This window comes from Mesorhizobium sp. C372A (assembly GCF_030323245.1).
Lineage (GTDB): Bacteria > Pseudomonadota > Alphaproteobacteria > Rhizobiales > Rhizobiaceae > Mesorhizobium.
In genome coordinates, this window is sequence record NZ_CP100475.1 from 5,200,279 (window position 1) to 5,220,819 (window position 20,541).

Sequence of the window (20,541 nt, forward strand, 5' to 3'; positions counted from 1 at the left end):
GGATGCCGGCTCAAGTTAGCGAAGCGGAAAAAGCCAGAATAGAACGCGCCATTCAGGCGGCAGTCTCCGGATCCTGGAAGGAATTTGCAGAACTCACCGACGAACCGTTTCCAAACGATGCATCGATGAGGGAGCAATTCGGAGATACTTCTTCCCGACTTCAGCAAGCCGACGGAAATTGGGAAATGACCTCAGGCCTAGGTATCGTGCCTGACGGCAGCGCGCGCCTGATCACAGTCTTGATCAAGGCGCCGCCCACCGTGGATATTGTCCTGACGCTGCACAGCACGAGCGATCGGGATGACAGCACGATCAGCATCTGGACGTTCTTTCAGCAGGTGAATTGGGGCGATTAGGCATCGCCTACCCCACCCACTTCTCATAGTCGGACACCAAAAGGTGCACCGGCGCGACATCCTCGTCGATGTTGGAGAAGCGGCCGATCGGTTCGCGGAAGACGTTGTCGGTAAGGTCGTCATTGACGGTCGAGACCTCGCCGATCAGCACATCCTTGCCCTCGGCCCAGAAGGCGTGCCAGACGCCGGGCAGCAGCGTCACGCTCTGGCCCGGGTCGAGCTTCAGGAGCCCGCCTGCCGGCAGCCTGTGGATGGTGCCGTCGACCGGCACCGTCACTTCGGCCTTCGGATCGATGCCGCCGTCGCGATCGTGCATGAACAGTTCCAGCACGAGCTTACCGCCGCCGCGGTTGATGATGTCCTCGGCCTTGATGTTGTGGCGGTGCATCGGCGACAGCTGATCCTTGCGCGAGATCATGATCTTCTCGGCATAAAGCATGCCCATGCCCTTCTTCATGTCGGCATAGACGCCGTTGCGAACGGTGAACAGGAACAGGCCGAGTTCGTCGAATTTTTCCTGGCCGTAATCGGTGATGTCCCAACCGAGCCGCGAGGTGAAAATGGCGGCGGAGTCGGCCTTGCGCGCCTTCATCTCTTCCGGGCTCCAGTAGGCGAAGGGCGGCATGATGTAGCCGAACGAGCGGATGAAGGCGTCTGCATCGCGGATGATGTCGTTGACGGTGGAGCGTTTCATGATCGTGATCCCTTCGCGTCGCGTTCCCTGGAGTTATCTGAAGCGCATAGCCGAACAGCGCTGCGGTGTCGACGCAAACTGCGTGCTGGCCCCATGACATCCGTGCGGATCGGGGCCATAAGTCAGCCAGATTTCCCAGGGTGATATTTCATGCAAGGCATAGACGACCTCGACACGCCGGCGATCCTCATCGACGCAGCCCGCGCCGAAGCCAACATCACACGAGCGCAGGCGCATGCCGACCGCCACGGGCTGAAACTCAGGCCGCACATCAAGACGCACAAGCTGCCTTATTGGGCGAAGAAGCAGGTGGCGGCCGGCGCGGTCGGCATCACCTGCCAGAAGATCGGCGAAGCCGAGGTGATGGCCGATGCCGGGCTGACCGATATTTTCCTGCCCTACAACATCCTTGGCCGCGCCAAGCTGGAGCGGCTCAAGGCCCTGCATGGCCGTGTGACACTGTCAGTGACGGCCGACAGCCTCGAAACGCTGGAGGGGCTCGCCGCCACCTTCACCGATGCAGGGCACGCCCTGCCCGTCCTGGTCGAATGCGACACCGGCATGGGCCGTTGTGGTGTGCAAAGCGCCGCCGAGGCGCTGGCACTGGCGAAGTTGATCGACCAAGCCAAGGGGCTCACCTTCGGCGGGCTGATGACCTACCCCGCGGCCGGCCGCGCCGCCGAGGCTGAATCGTGGCTGGCCGGCGCCAAACAAACGCTCGCGGCATCGGGCCTCGCCTGTGAACGCATCTCCAGCGGCGGCACGCCTGACATGTGGCGCTCGGGCGAGGACAGCGTGGTGACCGAATACCGCCCCGGCACCTACATCTACCTCGACCGCTACCAGGTCGCCAAAGGCGTCGGCACGCTCGACGATTGTGCGCTGACGGTGCTCGCCACCGTGGTCAGCCATCCGACGCCGGCCCGCGCCATCCTGGACAGCGGCAGCAAGGCGCTGTCCAGCGACACGCTGGGGCTCGCCGATTTTGGCGAGCTGCTCGGCATGCCCGGCGCCCGCGTCACCAGCTTGAGCGAGGAACATGGCACGGTCACGCTTGGAAATGGTGCGAAGCTTCGCATTGGCGAGCGCGTGCGCGTGGTGCCTGATCATTGCTGCGTGGTGACCAACCTGTTCGACCAGGTGCATCTGATCGACGGTGACAAGGTGCTGGAAACGCTGAAGGTGGAAGCGCGTGGGCGGATGGAGTGAGGCTTTTCGTTTTGGAGGCTCGCCCTATTTCGACATTGACGAATTGTAATTTATAACTTACTAGTCCCCATGGCAATCCTGAAGCAGACAGCCACCTTTCGGAGGTGGCACCAAAAGCTGAAAGACGGAAGAGCCAAGGCGGCAATTGCCGTTCGGCTGCAACGTTTGATTGTAGGAAATCCCGGCGACGTGGCCCCAGTGGGTGAAGGCATCAGTGAATTGCGCATTCACTATGGGCCCGGCTATCGCGTTTATTTCACAAGCGCGGTGAAACGGTCATCCTGCTCCTGTGCGGCGGGGATAAAAGTTCACAAGAAACCGACATACGGACAGCAAAGCGCCTGGCCGTAGAATGGAGTGACGACAATGGTTGAAAAAATCTATGATTTCGATCCCGCCGAAATGCTCGATTCCGATACGGCAATCGAGGCGTTTCTGGCAGAGGCAATGGAAACCGGAGACGCCAAATTCGTCGCGTCCGCCCTCGGTGTCGTTGCCCGCGCCAAGGGGATGAGCAACATTGCCAGAAAGACCGGCTTGGCTCGCGAGCATCTTTATACCTCGCTCAGCGAAAACGGTAATCCTACGCTGGAAACCACACTGGCGGTCATGAAAGCATTCGGCTTTAATTTGGCCCCAAAGCACGGTGCAACTCAGGTCTAATCTACGCCAGCGCGCGTCGAGCGCGAGGTTGTTCGGGCCAACTGAAATCAGGACTGATAAACCGGACCCAGCGCCGCCTTCAGCGGATCCAGCGCGTCGCCATACAGCTTCCAGCGCTCGACCGAGGATGAATAGATCGGCTGGCGCACCTGCCAGCGGCTCGGCGTCCGCACGGTGCGCTCGGTTTCGTTGAAACGCAAGCAGGCATCGTCCCACTCGATGCCGAGGAATCCGATCAATCCGCGGGCGCGATTTTCGAAATCGGCGACCGTTTCTTCGTAGGGCATGTCGTGGATATCCAGCGGGATGACCTTGGCCCAATGGCGCATCAGGCGCTCATACTGCCGGTAATACTGCCCAAGCTTGGTCAGATCGGCGTTGTAGCCGTGCGCCTCGGAAAAATTATGCATGAAACAGGACGCGCAATTGTCCATCGGGTCACGCCGGCAATGGATGATGCGGGCATTCGGCAAGATCAGGCTGATGAAGGCCAGCAGCTCGAAATTATGCGGCATCTTGTCGACGACAAGCCGCGCCGTGTTGTTGCGCTTTTTGAGAGCGTCGAGATATTTCGATCCAAGCTCCTTGGCCTTGGCCGCAGTGAGCGCCGCCATGGCCTCGGTGAAAATGGCTGGGTCGAGCTTGTCGAACCCAAGTTCGCCGGCAAGTGAACGAATGGTCGACAACTCGCCGGCGCCATGGATATCGCGATGGCTGGCGCATATCTGCTCGGTCAGCGTCGTTCCCGACCGTGGCATGCCGACGATGAAGACCGGGCGTCTGGATGGATTTCCCAAATTGGCTCGCGCCTCGAAGAAGCCGGCGTCGAAGGTGTCGATGAAGCTGTCGTAAAGCTGGGTGTGCCGATCGATGTCGAAGTCATTGCCGGAAATCGCCTTGGCCCTCGCGAAATGGCGGATGGCCGGGCCATAATTGCGCTGATCATTGAGCATCTTGCCGGCGGCGTGGTGCAGCACTACCCGCTCGCGATCGGTGGTTGTCGGCAATTCCAGGCGTTTCAGCACCAAAGGCAACGTCGGATCGTCCTTGACCGCCCGGCGCGCAAGCGCCATTCCAGCCAGCGCCTCGACATGGCCCGGGTCGATGGCAAGGGCCTTGCTGAAGCATTCGACCGCCTCGGCCGGCCGGCCAATGTCGGTGAGCAAATCGCCCATACCGGCAAGTGCCATCACCGACTGGCCGTCGATAGCCAGCGCCTGGCGATAGAACCCTTCGGCAATGTCGCCCTCGAGCTGGCTGCGGTAGGAGCGGCCGAGATTGCACAGCGCTTCGATGAGCCCTCCGTCGAGCTCGATCGCCTTTCTCAGATGTCTGCGCGCCTTGTCGACGTTGCCGGTGACATTGTAGGCATTGCCGAGATTGTTGCGGAAGATGGCGTTGTCCGGTTCGAGCTTGACCGCCCTTTCCATATAGGCAATGGCGGCGTCATGATGCTCGGCCTCGATGGCGAGCGTGCCCATCAGGTTCAGCGCCATGGCATTTTTGGGCTGCGTGCGAAGCACCGTCTGGTAGCAGAACTCGGCCTCGCGAAAACGCTTGCGCCGTTGCAGGTCGATGCCGCGCTGCAATGTCTTTTCCGCCGGCTCACCGGCGGTCGGCAGCGAGGCTGGGATCATTGCCGGCAGGCCCAGGGGTTGCCGGCGTGGCAAGAGCGGCATCCGTCAGATCCCGGTCGCGGCCTGCGACGAACCAATCAGAACTTCAGGGTAACGCCAAGCTGGAGATTGTGGGAGTACAATTTGGCGTTCTCGTATGTGCCGCCGCCATCATTGTCGTCTAGATCCACGCTTGTCACGGCCTTGAAGCGGTAACCGAAATCGAGGTCGACATTCTGCGTTACCGCGTAGGTAACACCGGCGCCCACCTGGCCGGCGAAACCCCAGCCGCCAGGCCCGTATCCAAAGGCGTGGCCATCAAAGTGAGTATCGGCGGTAACATAGGCCGCGCCGACACCGCCGCCGACATAGAGTTTGGCATCACCAAAATGCGCAACATCGGCCCAGACGTTGGCGAGAAGATAGGTGGCCGACAGATTGCCGGAAGCCGGATAGTTGCCGACGCCCGTGTAGCTGTATTCGCTTGCCTTGTAGCGCGCGTAGGACAGTTCGCCTTCGACACGAAACACATCGTTGATGCGCCGACCGACAGCGCCGCCGATTACGAACCCGGTATCAAGATCGACTGAATAGCCAGTACCATTGTAGTCCGTTTTCACATGGTTCGGGAAACTGGCGCCGCCGAAGAGCGTGACGTACCAGAGATCCTCCGCCCTCGGAACGTCGACAATCGCGTCGGCGGCGTAGGCCGAACTCCAACCAAGCGCCAATGCAAATGTCGAGACGCCAGCCAACAAGCGCAGTTTCATCGCCGATTCCCTCGCTACAACTAGTGACTGGTATCACTCTTGCTTCGCGGCTGAGCTGTCAAGAAAGCAAACGAGATCAAGGAGCCAAGCGAAGTCGGGAACAATCTTTTGAGAATTCTTGTTGCTGCACCGCAACATAACAGCACAGGCTAATGTTTGGCGGCAGGCGTATGGCTTCGGTTTTGAAAATCGCGCTAGTCGGCCTGCCGTGCCGCCACCCTGCGCATGGCGATCACCCGCCGGCGGCGGATTTCGGTGCGCATCGCCGTCAAATGCAGCGCGAAGAACAGCACGGTGAAGCCGAGCGCCATCACCAGCAGTGGCCATAGCAGGCTGGGATCGATCGTCGGTCCGCCGAGCCGGAACACCGAGGCCGGCTGGTGCAGCGTGTTCCACCAGTCGACCGAGAATTTGATGATCGGGATGTTGATGAAGCCGACGAGCGTGATGATGGCGGCGGCCCAGGCGGCGCGGCTGGCGTCATCCAGCGCACGCGTCAGCGCGATGATGCCGAGATACATCAGGAACAGGATGAAGACCGAGGTCAGGCGGGCGTCCCAGACCCACCAGGTGCCCCACATCGGCTTGCCCCAGATCGAGCCGGTGACCAGCGCAAGCGCGGTGAAGGTGGCGCCGATCGGGGCTGCCGACTTCAGCGCGACATCGGCCAAGGGATGGCGCCAGACCAGCGTGCCGAGCGCGGCGACGGCCATCACCGTGTAGCACATCATGGCGAGCCAGGCGAAAGGCACGTGGATATACATGATGCGCACCGTGATGCCCTGCTGGAAATCCTCAGGCGCGGCAAAGCTCATATAGAGACCGATGGCGAGCAGGATCGCGGCGATCGACGCCAGCCACGGCACCAGCCTATCGGCCAGCCCGACAAAGCGCGTGGGGTTGGCGAGGTCGGTCCAGCCGGCGAGGCGTGAGGAGGTATCGCTCATAAGGTCTAGATAGACCGGCGGCGCGTTCGGGGCAATCGAGGGAGTGTCGCAGTCTTATTTACCCTCCCCCTCGTGGGGAGGGTCGCTGCGAAGCAGCGGGGTGGGGGTGGTGGGGCACCACCCCACCCGGACCCTACGGGTCCGACCTCCCCACAAGGGGGAGGTAAAAAAGCTTACGCCGCTTCGATATTCACGGTGCGGCTGAGGCGGCGGACTTCCTCGTCGTTGAGCAGGCCGCCGGCGCGCAGCAGGCTGGCGAAACGGCCATTGCGCAGCGACAGTTCGGCGAAGCCGCCCATCTCGACCACCTTGCCCTTGTCCATGAACACGACCAGGTCGGCGTCGCGGACGGTGGTCAGGCGGTGGGCGATGATGAAGGTGGTGCGGTTGCGCCTCAGTTCGTCGATGGCTTCCTTGACGCGGTCCTCGGTCTCGACATCGAGCGCGCTCGTTGCCTCGTCGAGCACCAGGATCGGTGCGTCCTTGAGCACGGCGCGGGCAATGGCGATGCGCTGACGCTCGCCGCCCGAAAGCTGGCCGCCGCGCTCGCCGACGACGGTGTCATAGCCGGCGCTCTTGGCAAGGATGAAATCCTGCGCGGCAGCCGCATTGGCGGCGGCGTGAACCTCGTCATAAGTCGCCTCGGCACGACCGACGCGGATGTTGTCCTCGATCGAGCGGTTGAGCAGGCCGGCATCCTGGAAGACGGTGGCGATCGAATGACGCAGCGACTTGCGGGTCACCGTGCGGGTGTCGATGCCGTCGATCAGGATACGGCCATGAGACGGCGAGAAGACGCGCTGCAAGAGGTTGATCAGCGTCGTCTTGCCGGCGCCGGTCGGGCCGACGATGGCAACCGTCTGCCCGGCCTGGACTTCGAAGGAGACGTCGTCGACGCCCTGCCTCGAATTGGCAAACTCGAAGCCGACATTCTCGAAGCGGACGTGGCCGGTGACGTTGGTGAGGTCGCGCAAGCCGTCCGGCTCGGCGGAGTCGGCGGCCGAATCCTCGAGGTGATAGAAGTCCTCGAGCTTGGCGCGGGCTTCCGAAATCTGGTTGGCGAAAGCCGACATCTGGTCGAGGCGGGCAATCAGCAGCGTGGCAAAGCCGGTGAAGGCGATGACGTCGCCGATCTTGAGCTGGCCATGGGTGACCAGATAGGCGCCGATCAAAAGCACAACCATCATCGAAATGGTCGACGACAGGCGGTGCAACGCATTGGCCATCGCCCACCAGTCGAGCACCGGGTTCTGCGCGTCGAGCAGGTTCTTGACATAGCGGCGCAGCGTATCGGCCTCGTGGCCGAGACGGTTGTAGCTCTGCAGCACGGCGACATTGCTGACCGAGTCGGTCACATGCGCGAAGACCTGATGGTAGTGACGCTCGACCGCGGCCTGGCCCGCCTTGGTGCGCTTCATCACAAGCCGGCCGATGCCGACATAGAGAACGCCCAGCGCCATCAGCACCAGCGACATGCGAAGATCCATGCTTATCGCGGTCGGAATCAGCAGAGCCAGCGCAACCGCCGTCGACAGATGCTGGCGCATGAATTCAAGCCACAGGCTGAACAGCGTCTCGACGGCGCGCAGCAGCGTGTGCAGCGCGTTGGAGGTGCCGCGCTGGTGGTGCCAGGCGAGCGGCATGGTGATCACGCGCTCGAACGACTGGCACAGCACCTCGCTGCGCCGCTTGTGGGCAAAACGGTCGGCGCCGCGCGCCACCAGCACGAAGGCGACGATGTTAAAGGCGCCGAGACCGGCCCACAGCGCCAGCGTCGAAAACACCGAACCCTTATCGGAGATGGCGTCGATTACCCGGCCGAACATGATCGGCTCGAGGATGGCGATAATGGCGAGCGCGACATTCGCACCGCAGATAAACGCAACGCGCTTCCTGTCGGCTGCGAGATAACCCAGCGCTCTCCAGTAGATTTGCAGAAGTGACACTTCAGCTACTCCGCCCAAAACATTATTGTGCACCGCACCATTTCTTGACACGTACCGGTTAACGGGTCGCAAAACAATGCCCGTCTACCTCTTCCGTTCCCATTCTGCGAACAAAAGATGACGACGTTGCGAAATCTGCCGTGATCACCTAACGGTTTGAGATAAAAGGTGAAATGTCAGTCTTGCGGCAAAATCATGGCAGCAGCTGGCGCTGCCACATTTTTAGTCACTGCACGCTTGGACCGCCGGTATCCGGGAAGGCACGCCGTTCTGCGCCAGGAGCATGCCGAAGTAGAAAACGCGCGCCTCGAGAGGCGCGCGTCAACAACCTGAAGCCTTTGATTTCACGCGGGTATCTTGACGACCACCTCGGTCTTGTCGCCGGCTTTCGGCTGAAAACCGGAAGACTTTGTCTTGGTTCCATTGACTTCGAGCGAGATGGATTTGGCCTTTTTGTCGCGGATGACGCGAACCTTGATCTCCGACCCCAGCATCTTCAGCGTGGCAGAATAGCCGTCCCAATGGCTGGGCAGTTTCGGCCGGAACGTGATCTGCTTGCCCCGCCGCTCGATGCCCAGAATGCCTTCGACCGCAGCACGGTAGAGCCATCCCGCAGAGCCCGTATACCAGGTCCAGCCGCCGCGACCGCCCTTGCCCTCACCGGAATAGATGTCGGCGGCGACGACGTACGGCTCGACGCGGTAATGCTCGGCCGATGCATCGTCGAGCGCATGGTTGACCGGGTTCAGCATCGAGAAGCAGCGATAGGCATCGTCGGTGCGGCCCATTTCGGCGAGCGCGATCACGAACCAGGTCGCCGCATGGGTGTACTGGCCGCCGTTCTCGCGCACGCCCGGCGGATAACTCTTGATGTAACCAGGGTCCTTTCTCGTGTTCTGGAAGGCCGGGGTAAACAGTTTGACGATCTTGAGCTTGTCGTCGACCAGCAGGTTCGTCGCCTGCTGCATCGCCGTGGTCGAGCGCGCGGGGTCGCCCTCGCCGGAGAGCACGCTCCACGACTGCGCGATGGAGTCGATCTTGCACTCGTCCGAATTGTGCGAGCCAAGCGGCGTGCCGTCATCGTAGCTGCCGCGGCGATACCACTGGCCGTCCCAGGCGGTGCTTTCCAGCGCCCGCTTCAGCACATCGGCGTGTTTTGTCCAGGCCTGCGCCCGCTTGGTGTCGCCCTGCCCCTTGGCCACGGTGGTAAAGTCGCCCAGCGTCTTCAAAAGGAACCAGCCGAGCCAGACACTCTCCCCCTTGCCGGCTTCGCCGACGCGGTTCATGCCGTCGTTCCAGTCGCCGCCGAGGATCAGCGGCAGCCCGGCCGGGCTGCTGCGCTTGACCGCAAGGTCGAGCGCGCGCGCGCAATGGTCGTAAAGCGAAGCGTTCGTCTTGGAGATTTCCGGCGTGAAGAAGGCGTCGTGCTCGCCCTCGCCCAACACCTGCCCGTCGATGAAAGGCAGCTGCTCCTTCAGGATCCCTGTATCGCCGGTCACCTCGATGTAGCGATTGGTGGCATGCGCCAGCCAGACCACATCGTCGGAGATCATGGTGCGCACGCCGGCGTCGGTGCGCGGCAACCACCAATGCTGGACGTCGCCTTCGGGGAACTGCCGGCGCGCCGCATTGAGGATCTGGTCGCGCGCCAGTTTCGGATCATGCGCAAGCAGGGCCAGCGTGTCCTGCAGCTGGTCGCGGAAGCCGAAGGCGCCGCTTGCCTGATAAAAGGCCGAGCGGGCGCGGATGCGGCAGGCCAGGCTCTGATAGGGCAGCCAGTGATTGACCATGGCGTCGAGCGCCTTGTCGGGCGTCTCGACCTGGATGGTGTCGAGGAAGCCGCGCCAGACGCGTTCATTGTCGGCCAGCCGCTGGTCGAAATCCTTGCCCGAATGGGTCTGCACCAACGCGCTCGCTTCGGCTGATGTAGCGGCGTCGCCAAGCAGCCAGACCAGCGTGACGTCGCCGCCGGCAGGGATATCGATTTCGCTGGCGACAGCTGCGCACGGATCGTCGCCGGCCTCGACGCGGCCCGACAGGCCGGCGCCGCTGACGACCGCGTGCGGGAATGCGCTGGTGCCGTGCCTACCGATGAACTCGCCACGATCGGCTGTCACCGAATGCACCGGACCGGTGGCGGCCAGGAAGGCCACCCGGTCGCCGAAATCGAGACCGTAGGGGTTTTGCGCCAGAAGCGCGCCGGTCGCTGGATCCCTGGACGGGATGATGGTCGCAGCCGTGCTCGAGCGATGGCTGCCGAGAACCCATTCGGCATAGGCATAGACGCGCAGCCGCGCCGGCGCCGAGCCCGAGTTCTGGATGCGCAGGCGCGTGATCTTCACGGGATCGACGGGATCGACGACGTGCGTCAGATCCATCGACAGCGGGCCGCGTTTGGACCGGAAGGTCGAGAAGCCCTGGCCGTGCCATGTCTCATAGGTCATCGAGGGATCGCGGACCACGGCAGCAAGCGGCGAGAATGCCTTGCCGCTGGCCTGATCGTAGATGTAGATGCCCTCGCCCGGCCGGTTGGTGACCGGATCGTTCGACCATGGCGTCAGCTGGTAATCGCGGCTGTTGCGGCTCCAGGTGAAGGCAGCGCCTTCGGCCGAGACATGGAATCCGAACGAGGCGTTCGAGACGACGTTGATCCAGGGCTGCGGCGTCGAGCGCCGCCCGGCAAGGCGGGTGACATAGTGGCGGCCGTCGCCCTCGAAACCGCCAAAGCCGTTCCATTGGCTGAGGCCGCTGCCGTCGGCGCTGCTGTCGGACGCGGCATGGTATGCAGGCGCCGCCGGCACCGGCAGAGACGGCTCGCGCAGTGACGCGGGGGGCGCCGGCTGCAGGGCATCGCGTGCTTGCAAGGCTGCCGCCTCGGCGCGTTCGATCTGGTCGAAGATGGTGCCGTTGCGCGTGTGCAGAACCACGCGGGCAACCGCCAGCAGCGTCTTGTACGTCGCCTCGTCCATGAGGTCGCGGCGCACGGCGAAGATGTGCTGGCGCGGCCCGAGTTCCTTGCCGCGCAGGCGGCTGTTTTCGCACAGCGTCTCGACCGCGCGCTGCAGATCCTGGACATAGGACGATGCCTGCTCGTTGACGACCACGAAGTCGATCATCATGCCGCGGGCGCGCATATACTCCTGGAAGCGCAGCGCCTGGGCGACAATTTCGAGGTCGGCCACGTCGCCGATGCGGACCAGGAAGATCGGGAAATCGCCCGAAATGCTGGTCGGCCACAGGCTGGACTGCTTGCCCAGCCCCGAAGCGATGGATTCGCCGGGCAGGCGCAGGAACGGATCGGGATAGATCAGGAAGCGCGCCAGCTTCTGCACGTTGGCGGCGTCGGTCAGGCTGAGACCAAGATGGCGGGTCTGCACCTGCGAACGCGTCCAGGCAAGCATCGCCTGGCGAGCAAAACTTTCGGGATGGTCGAGCCTGGCGATGGCCTCGTCCAGTTCGGCGCGGTTGGCGCCGACGGCGGTCCAGAAGGTCAGCGATATCTTCTTGTTGGCCGGCACCCGCACCTGGCGGCGCAGGGCCGCTACCGGATCGAGGGTGAAGCCGTGGTGACCGCCAAGCTTGGCGCCGGGATCGAAGGCCGCCGCTTCCGCGATGGTACGGCCACGGCCGATGAAGGCACGGCGGTCGGTTTCGGCCTCGGCATCGCGCGCCGACCCGGAGGGATCGGTGACGAAATGCACCATGGTGACGTCAGGCTCGTTCTTCTCGCGCTTGCGCCTGGTGGCAAAGATGGCGCCGTTATTGGCAGCGATCTCGGTCTCGATAAACATTTTCGAGAACGCAGGATGGGCATTGTCGGAGGCTTCGTTGCCCAGCACCAGCTCGGCAAAGGAGGTCACCTCGATATGCCGGTCAGTGGCGCCGTCGTTGTAGAGCGTGACGCGTCGTCCCTCGCCATTGCCTTCCGAGATGACGATGCATTCGACCTCCGAACGCAGCGAGCCCACTGTTTTGACGAAGCTCGCCTTGTCGTCGGAAAACAGCGTCTGCACTCTCTCGCCGGTCGCCTGCTTCGGCTCCGCGGTGGCCGACCACCAGTCGCCGCTGCCGGCGTCGCGCAGGAAGATGTAGGAGCCGAGCCGGTCTTCGGTCGGGTCGGGCTGCCAACGGGTGACGGCGAGTTCGCCCCAGCGGCTGTAACCGGAACCGGTGGCCGAGACCATGACGGAGTAGCGGCCATTGGACATGACGCTGGTGGCGCGCAACGCCCTCAGCGGGTCGAGGACGATGCGCGAATCCGGGCTCTCGACCTCGGTCTCGTCCTTCGAGCGCTCGTCGGCTTCGGTCCTGACCGTGGCGGTCGGGATGTCGCGCGGCGCCCTCTCCTGAAGCAGGAGTTCGGCAGACTCGATCACCGGATCGCTGTGGAAGCGGTCGCGCAGCCTGCCCTCGAAGATGGCGTCGGCAACGGCGGCGATCGACATGCCGGAGTGATGCGCCATGTAGTTCAGGACAACGGCATGGTCGGTGCCTTCCGGCACGCGCTGCGGCGTGAAGTCGACGGCGTCATAAAAGCCATGCCGGCCGAGAGCGCCGATGGAGCGCAGCCTGGCCAGATTCTGGACGGATTCGCGCGGTGTGAACTGCGCCGCGAGGATCGTGGCGTAAGGCGCGATCACCGTGTTCTGGCCAAGGCCGCGCTTGAGACCAAGTCCGGGCACGCCGAAATTGGTATACTGGTAGGTCAGTTCGCGGTCGCGGGCGTTGTAGGCCGCTTCCGAAATGCCCCAGGGCACGTTCTTCGAACGCGCGTACTGGATCTGGCGCTTGATGATCAGCTTGCTGGTCTGGTTGAGGATCGACCCCTGCGGCTCCTTCATTACCAAAGGCGGCATCAGATACTCGAACATCGAGCCCGACCAGGACATCAGCGCACCCTGGAAGCCGATCTCGACGATCGGCCTTCCAAGCCGGAACCAATGCTCCGTGGGCAGGTCACCCTTGGCGATGGCGAACAGGCTGGTCAGCCGCGCCTCGGAGGCGAGAAGATCGTAGCAGCTCTCGTCGAGCTGATGCTCCTCCACCCGGTAGCCGATCGACAGCAGTTTGCGCTCCTGACGCATCAGGAAAGAGAAATCCATCTCGAAGGCATAGCGGCGGCAGCGTTCGCGCAGCGCCAGCAGCTTGGCGCGCAAGGCTTCGACGGCGTTTTCGTCGCTGTGCGAGTCATGCACATGCGCCTCGCAGGTCGCTTCCAGCCGTGCCGCCCAGTCGGCGATAATGTCGCTCCGCTGCGATCCGGCCTCGGTGTGGATGGCGGTGGCGAGCTTGCGGATCTCGCCGGCAAGCACGGCCAGGTTGATCGTGCGGATCGAGGCCATCTCCGGCTGCGCCTTGATGGTCATGACGGCGCGCCGCATGCCATCGAGGCGATCGGCCAGACGCTGGCGCAACGGCCGCAGTTGCCGGCGGTCGTCAGGCAATTCCTCGAGGCTCTCGTCGAGGATACTCACCGTGTCGAGGACGCCTTCGAAATCGCCCTGCAGGTGAACGGACGGGGCTTCCGCCCATTCGGCGCAGGCAGCCGCCACCGCGACCAGATGTCCGGCGAGATTGCCGCTGTCGACGGCGGAGATGTAGAGCGGATAGAGCGGTTTGAGCGTCGTGGTGTCGTACCAGTTGAAGAGGTGGCCACGGTTGCGCGGCATGCTCTCGATGGTCGTCATCGTGGCGTCGATCCGGGTGATGGCGTCGGACAGCGCAATCCAGCCGAAATCGCGTGCCGACACCACCGACAGCAGGTAGACGCCGATATTGGTCGGCGACGTCCGCGGCGCTACAACCGGCGCCGGGCTTTCCTGGAAATTGTCGGGCGGCAGATTGTGGTGCTCGGCCGTGACGAAGGTTTCGAAATAATGCCAGGTGCGGCGCGCCACGGTGCGCAGCGCGTGGATGTCGGCCTGCGATATGCGCAGGCGGTCCTCGGTCTCGGCCGAGCGGCTGATCCAGCAGGCAACCGCCGGCGAACCGATCCAGAACAGAGCGAAGAAGAAGGCGACGAAGGCACCGGTGGAATCGGCCAGCACGGGGATAGCGAGACCGACGACGCCGATGATCACGGCGCCATACATCATGCTGTAATAGGAGCCGATATCGTTGTCGCCGCCCTTGTGCGCCTGCGACGCGGTGCGCCATTCCAGCAGGTTCTGGCGGCTGACGAACAGGCGGTAGAGCGTGCGCACGATGGCGTCGCCCATCATCCAGGCATTGTGCGCCATCAACAGCACTTTCAGCGCCACAAGGGCCGTGCCGAAGACGGTGTCGTGCGCCAGTGCGGAGAAATGGCCGCGCGGCGTCTGGTCGCCGCTCTTGGGCAGGATGGCGTTGACGACATCGAAGGTCGGCGCCATGAACAGCGACAGGATCAGCAGCGCCTGCCACTGCGCGGCCTGCGTGAAGGGCAGCAGCGTCCAGCCGCCGATCGCCGCCATCACCCAGAAGATCGGGGTTAGCGAGCGGCGCAGATTGTCGACCATCTTCCAGCGCGACAGCGCCGGCACGCCGGAACGCGGCGAGAAGATGAAGCGCAGCAGCTGCCAGTCGCCGCGCGCCCAGCGGTGGTGGCGCGAGGCGTCGACCGAGTAGCGGGTAGGATAGTCCTCGACCAGTTCGACGTCGGTGACAAGTGCTGCGCGCGCCAGCGCACCTTCGAGCAGATCGTGGCTGAGGACGGTGTTTTCCTCGATGCGGCCCTGCAGCGCCGCCTCGAAAGCGTCGACGTGATAAAGGCCCTTGCCGGTGAAGGAGCCGTCGCTGAAGACGTCCTGGTAGAGATCCGAGACGGCAAAGACGTAAGGATCGAGACCGCTGTTGGACGAGAAGACGCGCTGGAAGAAAGAAGCGTCGTCGCCGCTGGTGAGCGAGGCTGTGATGCGCGGCTGCAGAATCGTGTAGCCGGCGGTAACGACGCGCTTTGTCGCGTCGAAATGCGGGCGGTTGAGCGGATGGGCGAGCTTGCCGACCAGTGACGACACGGCGTCGCGCGTGGTGCGCGTGTCGGCGTCGAGCGTCATGACATAGACGACCTTTTCCGGCAGCGGCACGTCGAGCGGCAGGAAGGTGGTGTCGCTGTCGCCGCGCAAGAGAAGGTTCAGCTCATGCAGCTTGCCGCGCTTGCGCTCCCAGCCCATCCAGGCGCCCTGCGCCTGGTTGTAGAGCCGGCGGCGATGCAGGATATAGAAACGCGGCGCGCCTTCCGAGGGATAACGGGCATTGAGCCTGGCGATCTCGTCGCGCGCATATTGCAGGATCTCGATGTCGGCGGCGTCGATCTCGGTCTTGGAATCCGGCCAGTCGGACAGCAGCGCGAAATGGATTTCTTCGGCCGTGTTGGCGAGGTGATGCACCTCGATGTTGCGGATGTTTTCCTCGACATCATCGCGCGAGCCGATCAGCGACGGCACCACGACCAAGGTGCGTGATGCCGCCGGAATGCCGTGCTTGTAGTCATAGCCGACGAGCCGCGTCGGCTTCAGGAACAGTGAAACAACGGTGTTGAAGAAGGCGAGCGCGCCTTCGCTGGCAGGCACCGCAAACAGCGCCAGCATCAGCGTGATGGATTCCACCGACAGGCCGAGATGGGCAAGCGCATTGCCGGAGACAACCAGCAGTAGCACCGTCAGCAGGAAGACCGGCACAACGATGCCGAGCCAGCCCGTGGCGGTGAAGGCGCGCTTGAAGGTCACATGGAAGGGCGGCCGATAGCCGATCGCCTTTTCCAGATCCGGCCGGCGCGGGCCGACCAGGAAGAAGCCGACATCGGTATGCATGGCCGGATCGGCTGATGCATCCGGCACGCCGGAGGCATCGGTGACCCCGGGAACATGGCTGGCCAGCTCGATGGCCTTTTCGGCGACACGGAATTCGGACAGGTCGGAGCGCCGCGCCAGTTGCTCGATCGACGTGCGGTACTGGTCGCGCGAAAAGAAATCGAGCGCGGCGAAATCGGTGCGCTCGCGCAACAGCGTGTCGATGCGGCTGACGCCCTCGAACCACACCGTCCAGTCGACGTCGTTGATGAGGCGCAGGCCGCGGATGATGTTGCCGGTGGTGACATTGCCGCTGGACAGCGTGCGATGCTCGGAAATGATGATTTCCTCGGCGTCGGAGCCGGTTTTCTCGAGCTCGACCTCCAGCCATTCCAGCGCCCTGCCGGCATTCTGCGAGCCGTCGCGCAGGCGGTAGAGCAACTGGGTGGCGAAGGTGGTGTCCTGCGCATGCGCGCCGTAGCCCGACAGGATCTTCCGGCGGTCTGCATTGTCGTCGGTCGCCAGCACGCGGTCGGCGACCTCGTTGGCGATATGGCGCATCTGCCTGGTGCGGTCGACGCGCACGGCGATGCGGCGCAGATTCTCGATCAAAACGAAGCGCAGCAGCGACGGCAGCGCCCACAATTCGCCGATCTTGAGCGGCTCGACCGACTGAAAACCCTCGACGATGGATTTGAACATGGTCGCCGAAACCGAACTGTCGGAATGGGCGACATAGCTCCAGGCCAGGGCCAGCGCGCGCGGCACCGCGGCGCGGTTCGCCACTTCCAGGGTCGGCAACTGCCGGTAGAAACGACGCGGCAGGTCGCGCTTCACCTGAAAAATGGTCTCCTCGACGAGATAATTGTTGTCGAGCAGCCATTGCGCGGCAGGCGTGATGGTTTCGCCCTTGGCCTGGGCGGCATTGGTCGAGCGGTAGACTTCGAGGATTTTCTTGGCGCTGTCGCGGATGCGGGCCTGGAAATCGAACTGCGTCAGGCCGAACAGGTCCTTGATGTCGCCCTTGGCGAGGCTTTCGCCCAGCGCGCGCAGCCGCTCTTCGGGCAGGAAATTGGAGCGTATCGGCTCTTCGGTGATGACCGGGAAGCCGGCGCTGGACTTTTCGATATGGGCAGGATTTGTCTGGATATTCATTGAAAATTCCGCATGGGGGACGCGATGCGGCGCCACCGCCACGGCAATGTCCCTAAAACCGATTCAAATGCAATTGGTTGCATGATTACACTGGCCGAAAATTTTGCTTCTCACCACGCCAGAGGCGTTATCCCTTCGACATTTTAAGTGGGGCTTTCGACAACTTAAGGACGAGCACCCCTGCCCTCCCGTCCGCCTTGGAACGATGGAAGGATTCGGGCTTTTTCGTGATCCAGACAACAGCTTACGCCAGATTTCTCCGGCGTGCGATCATGTTTGGCAACAGGCGTTAATCGTTGTGCTGGCGGTGCGGCTAGCCCAGGCTGGCTATCCGGACGACGAACACGATCGTCGGCCGCACCGGTTCAAGCCGCAGTTTCGCGGCCTGCGGTCCGAGCAACAGCGTGTCGCGAGGTCCAAGGCGCGACGATGTCGCGCCGGTCACGCCGACCTCACCGTCGAACGGCAGGATCAGGGTCATAGCGCTGGTCGGCCGGATATCGGTCGGAACCGAGATCACCAGGCGCTCGACCGTGTGCATGGCCCGCCCGCGGCGGGTCATGACGTTGAGGTCGGTGATCGGACCGGAGATCAGCGCCGCCGAGGTCGGCACATCGGCCGGGAAGGACAGCGGGGCGGAAGCCGCCGTCACTTCGGCCGGCGGCCGGCCAGCAATGTCGAGGACGATGCCCTCGCCTTCCAGCACGGCCAGCGTGCGGTCGACGCCGGCAAAGCCCGAGAACGGCCCGCTATCCTCGACTCGCGCCATCGAAACGCGCCAGTCGAAATCGTCCAGGCCGGCGCCGTCCGGCGAGACGGCGATCTCGGTGGTCGTGCCGCCGCCATTCTTCCACGGCATGACCCGGTAGTCGGCGGCCCGTAGGATGCGCATCATTTAAGCCAATCAGCCTAAAATACCGGGCAGATTGAGCTGGTGCTCCTTAGCGCACTCGATGGCGATGTCGTAGCCGGCATCGGCGTGGCGCATGACGCCTGTCGCCGGATCGTTCCACAACACGCGCTGCAGGCGCCTTGCGGCGTCCGGCGTGCCGTCGGCGACGATGACCATGCCGGCATGCTGCGAGAAGCCCATGCCGACGCCACCGCCATGATGCAGCGACACCCAGGTTGCGCCCGACGCGGTGTTGAGCAACGCATTGAGCAGCGGCCAGTCGGAGACGGCGTCGGACCCGTCCTTCATCGCTTCCGTCTCGCGGTTGGGCGAAGCCACCGAGCCGGAATCGAGGTGGTCGCGGCCGATGACGACGGGCGCCTTGAGTTCGCCCCTGGCCACCATCTCGTTGAAGGCGAGCCCCAGCCTGTGGCGGTCGCCGAGGCCGACCCAGCAGATGCGCGCCGGCAGGCCCTGAAAGGCGATGCGCTCACGTGCCATGTCCAGCCAGTTGTGCAGATGGGTGTTGCCGGGGGTGAGTTCGCGCACCTTGGCGTCCGTCTTGTAGATATCCTCGGGATCGCCCGAAAGAGCAGCCCAGCGGAACGGGCCGATGCCGCGGCAGAACAGCGGCCTTATATAGGCCGGCACGAAACCCGGGAAAGCAAAGGCGTTCTCGAAGCCTTCGTCCTTGGCGACCTGGCGGATGTTGTTGCCATAGTCGAGCGTCGGCACGCCGGCATTCCAGAACGCGACCATCGCCTCGACATGCTCGCGCATTGAGGCGCGGGCGGCCTTCTCGACAGCCTTGGGATCGGAGACGCGCTTCTCGCGCCACTCAGCCATCGTCCAGCCCTTGGGCAGATAGCCGTTAATCGGGTCATGCGCCGAGGTCTGGTCGGTGACCATGTCGGGGCGGATGCCCCGCTTGAACATTTCCGGCACGATGTCGGCCGCATTGCCGAGCAGGCCGACCGACTTCGCCTCGCCGGCCTTGGTCCAGCGCCCGATCATTTCCATCGCTTCGTCGAGCGTCTCGGCCTTCTCGTCGACATAGCGGGTGCGCAGCCGGAAATCGATCGAGTCCGGATTGCATTCGATGGCGAGGCAGCAGGCGCCGGCCATGACGGCGGCAAGCGGCTGGGCGCCGCCCATGCCGCCGAGGCCGCCGGTCAGGATCCATTTGCCCGTAAGGTTGCCATTGTAGTGCTGGCGGCCGGCCTCGACGAAGGTCTCGTAGGTGCCCTGCACGATGCCTTGCGTGCCGATATAGATCCAGGAGCCAGCCGTCATCTGGCCGTACATCATCAGGCCTTTTTTATCGAGCTCGTTGAATTTATCCCAGGTCGCCCAATGCGGCACGATGTTGGAGTTGGCGATCAGCACGCGCGGCGCATCGGTGTGCGTCCGGAAGACGCCGACCGGCTTGCCGGACTGGACCAGCAGCGTCTCGTCTTCATTGAGGGTCTTCAACGAGGCGACGATGCTGTCGAAATCGTTCCAGGTGCGCGCGGCCCGGCCGATGCCGCCATAGACAACGAGCTCATTGGGGTTTTCGGCGACATCGGGATCGAGGTTGTTCATCAGCATGCGCAGCGGCGCTTCGGTCGTCCAGTATTTGGCGTTGAGCTTGTCGCCGCGGGGCGCACGCACTTCGCGGATGTTGTGGCGAGGATTGTTCATCATTGTCCCTTTGGAGTAAGGCGGCGTCTCAGCGCCCGGCCCAGTCAATGGCGGATTGGAGGATTTTCGTCAGTGTGGCGCGCATCGGCGCGGCGAACTCGGCATCATAAGGCACCGGCCAATTGTCCGGTTCGCCCTTGCCCTCGGGCTCGCGCAAATAGCCGCGATCGGCAAGTTCCATCTGCAGCGCATGGTAGCCGCCTTGCGGATTGCCGAAATAGCGGGTGATCCAGCCACCCTTGAAACGGCCGTTGATGACATTGCTTTCACCGCTCTCGGCCATGATCTGGCCAACCAGCGCCTGCAGCGTAGGATCCGCGGTCTGGCCGTCATTGGTGCCGAGATTGAACACCGGCAGCGTGCCGTAGAACAGGCGCGGCAGCACCGACCGGATCGAGTGGCAATCGTAAATGACGACCTTCTCATGCAGGCCGCGCAGCCTGACGGACTGAGCCGCCAGCATTTCATGGTAGGGCACGAAATACGCTATGCGGCGTTGATCGATCTCCGACGGCGTCGGTTCCGCGCCGGGCAAATACAGCGGATCGCCGTCGAAGGTCTCGGTCGGGCATAGCGTCGTTGTCGTCTGCCCGGGATAGAGCGAGGCGCCGGAAGGATCGCGGTTGACGTCGATGACGGTGCGCGAGATCGACGTGTGCACGACAGTCGCGCCAAGGCCGGCGGCAAAATCGTAGAGATTGTCGATCCACCAGTCGCAATCGCGGCGGCCGAGCCAGGGCGAGACCAGCCGATTGTCGATGCCGGCGAGATCGATACCCGTGTGCGGGATGGACACCAACAGGGGTGCCGTGCCTTCCGTCACTGTCAGCCAGTCGGTCAT

At 63.3% G+C, this 20,541-nt stretch carries 12 protein-coding genes and 1 pseudogene; 4 read left to right on the forward strand and 9 right to left on the reverse strand.

Going from position 1 to position 20,541, the window contains the following annotated elements; all coding sequences use genetic code 11:
• The first annotated feature begins 2 nt into the window (after nucleotides 1–2).
• Nucleotides 3–356 carry a hypothetical protein gene (locus tag NLY42_RS25035; protein WP_023753711.1) on the forward strand — a complete coding sequence of 118 codons (354 nt, stop codon included), beginning with the start codon at nucleotides 3–5 and terminating at the stop codon, nucleotides 354–356.
• Nucleotides 357–363: 7 nt separating this feature from the next.
• Here NLY42_RS25035 and NLY42_RS25040 read toward each other — a convergent pair whose 3' ends face one another.
• Nucleotides 364–1,050, reverse strand: coding sequence for a D-lyxose/D-mannose family sugar isomerase (locus NLY42_RS25040; protein ID WP_023694398.1), 687 nt, complete (start codon nucleotides 1,048–1,050; stop codon nucleotides 364–366).
• Between the two features lie 150 nt (nucleotides 1,051–1,200).
• On the opposite strand from NLY42_RS25040, the gene NLY42_RS25045 reads away from it, so the two are divergent.
• From NLY42_RS25045 to NLY42_RS25055, 3 genes and pseudogenes are all read left to right on the forward strand, one after another.
• A complete protein-coding gene (locus NLY42_RS25045) occupies nucleotides 1,201–2,259 on the forward strand; it encodes a D-TA family PLP-dependent enzyme (protein WP_023753712.1) in 1,059 nt (352 codons plus the stop codon).
• 69 nt (nucleotides 2,260–2,328) lie between these two features.
• A pseudogene (locus tag NLY42_RS25050) lies at nucleotides 2,329–2,633 on the forward strand (type II toxin-antitoxin system RelE/ParE family toxin).
• Nucleotides 2,626–2,922 (forward strand): addiction module antidote protein, encoded by a 297-nt coding sequence (locus tag NLY42_RS25055; protein WP_023689645.1) that lies wholly within the window; start codon nucleotides 2,626–2,628, stop codon nucleotides 2,920–2,922. The pseudogene NLY42_RS25050 and the gene NLY42_RS25055 overlap by 8 nt, the downstream one beginning before the upstream one ends.
• 47 nt (nucleotides 2,923–2,969) lie before the next feature.
• Here the strand turns inward: NLY42_RS25055 and NLY42_RS25060 are convergent, their stop codons facing one another.
• From NLY42_RS25060 to hutG, 8 genes are all read right to left on the reverse strand, one after another.
• Entirely contained in the window at nucleotides 2,970–4,601 is a 1,632-nt protein-coding gene (locus NLY42_RS25060) for a tetratricopeptide repeat-containing sulfotransferase family protein (protein WP_023756404.1), read from the reverse strand.
• A gap of 35 nt (nucleotides 4,602–4,636) precedes the next feature.
• On the reverse strand, nucleotides 4,637–5,308 hold the full coding sequence (locus NLY42_RS25065; protein ID WP_023742739.1) for an outer membrane protein: 672 nt from the start codon (nucleotides 5,306–5,308) through the stop codon (nucleotides 4,637–4,639).
• Between the two features lie 194 nt (nucleotides 5,309–5,502).
• The gene (locus NLY42_RS25070; RefSeq protein ID WP_023682911.1) at nucleotides 5,503–6,255 is read right to left on the reverse strand and encodes a heme ABC transporter permease; all 753 of its coding nucleotides are present in this window, start codon (nucleotides 6,253–6,255) and stop codon (nucleotides 5,503–5,505) included.
• Nucleotides 6,256–6,428: 173 nt separating this feature from the next.
• Nucleotides 6,429–8,201: a glucan ABC transporter ATP-binding protein/ permease gene (locus NLY42_RS25075; protein WP_023672897.1), complete on the reverse strand. Its 1,773-nt coding sequence runs from the start codon at nucleotides 8,199–8,201 to the stop codon at nucleotides 6,429–6,431.
• Nucleotides 8,202–8,545: 344 nt separating this feature from the next.
• Entirely contained in the window at nucleotides 8,546–17,125 is an 8,580-nt protein-coding gene (locus tag NLY42_RS25080) for a glycoside hydrolase family 94 protein (protein ID WP_023753714.1), read from the reverse strand.
• Between the two features lie 313 nt (nucleotides 17,126–17,438).
• A complete protein-coding gene (locus NLY42_RS25085; RefSeq protein ID WP_023753715.1) occupies nucleotides 17,439–18,017 on the reverse strand; it encodes a HutD/Ves family protein in 579 nt (192 codons plus the stop codon).
• Nucleotides 18,018–18,029: 12 nt separating this feature from the next.
• Nucleotides 18,030–19,700 (reverse strand): urocanate hydratase, encoded by a 1,671-nt coding sequence (gene hutU, locus NLY42_RS25090; protein ID WP_023739268.1) that lies wholly within the window; start codon nucleotides 19,698–19,700, stop codon nucleotides 18,030–18,032.
• A gap of 28 nt (nucleotides 19,701–19,728) precedes the next feature.
• Nucleotides 19,729–20,541: an N-formylglutamate deformylase gene (gene hutG, locus NLY42_RS25095; protein WP_023689634.1), complete on the reverse strand. Its 813-nt coding sequence runs from the start codon at nucleotides 20,539–20,541 to the stop codon at nucleotides 19,729–19,731.

Coding starts and splice junctions, on each gene's coding strand:
- NLY42_RS25045 (WP_023753712.1), top strand. CDS start 1,201: ATGCAAGGCATAGACGACCTCGACACGCCGGCGATCCTCATCGACGCA.
- NLY42_RS25080 (WP_023753714.1), bottom strand. CDS start 17,125: ATGAATATCCAGACAAATCCTGCCCATATCGAAAAGTCCAGCGCCGGC.
- NLY42_RS25070 (WP_023682911.1), bottom strand. CDS start 6,255: ATGAGCGATACCTCCTCACGCCTCGCCGGCTGGACCGACCTCGCCAAC.
- NLY42_RS25040 (WP_023694398.1), bottom strand. CDS start 1,050: ATGAAACGCTCCACCGTCAACGACATCATCCGCGATGCAGACGCCTTC.
- NLY42_RS25035 (WP_023753711.1), top strand. CDS start 3: ATGCCGGCTCAAGTTAGCGAAGCGGAAAAAGCCAGAATAGAACGCGCC.
- hutG (WP_023689634.1), bottom strand. CDS start 20,541: ATGACCGACTGGCTGACAGTGACGGAAGGCACGGCACCCCTGTTGGTG.
- hutU (WP_023739268.1), bottom strand. CDS start 19,700: ATGAACAATCCTCGCCACAACATCCGCGAAGTGCGTGCGCCCCGCGGC.
- NLY42_RS25060 (WP_023756404.1), bottom strand. CDS start 4,601: ATGCCGCTCTTGCCACGCCGGCAACCCCTGGGCCTGCCGGCAATGATC.
- NLY42_RS25065 (WP_023742739.1), bottom strand. CDS start 5,308: ATGAAACTGCGCTTGTTGGCTGGCGTCTCGACATTTGCATTGGCGCTT.
- NLY42_RS25085 (WP_023753715.1), bottom strand. CDS start 18,017: ATGCGCATCCTACGGGCCGCCGACTACCGGGTCATGCCGTGGAAGAAT.
- NLY42_RS25055 (WP_023689645.1), top strand. CDS start 2,626: ATGGTTGAAAAAATCTATGATTTCGATCCCGCCGAAATGCTCGATTCC.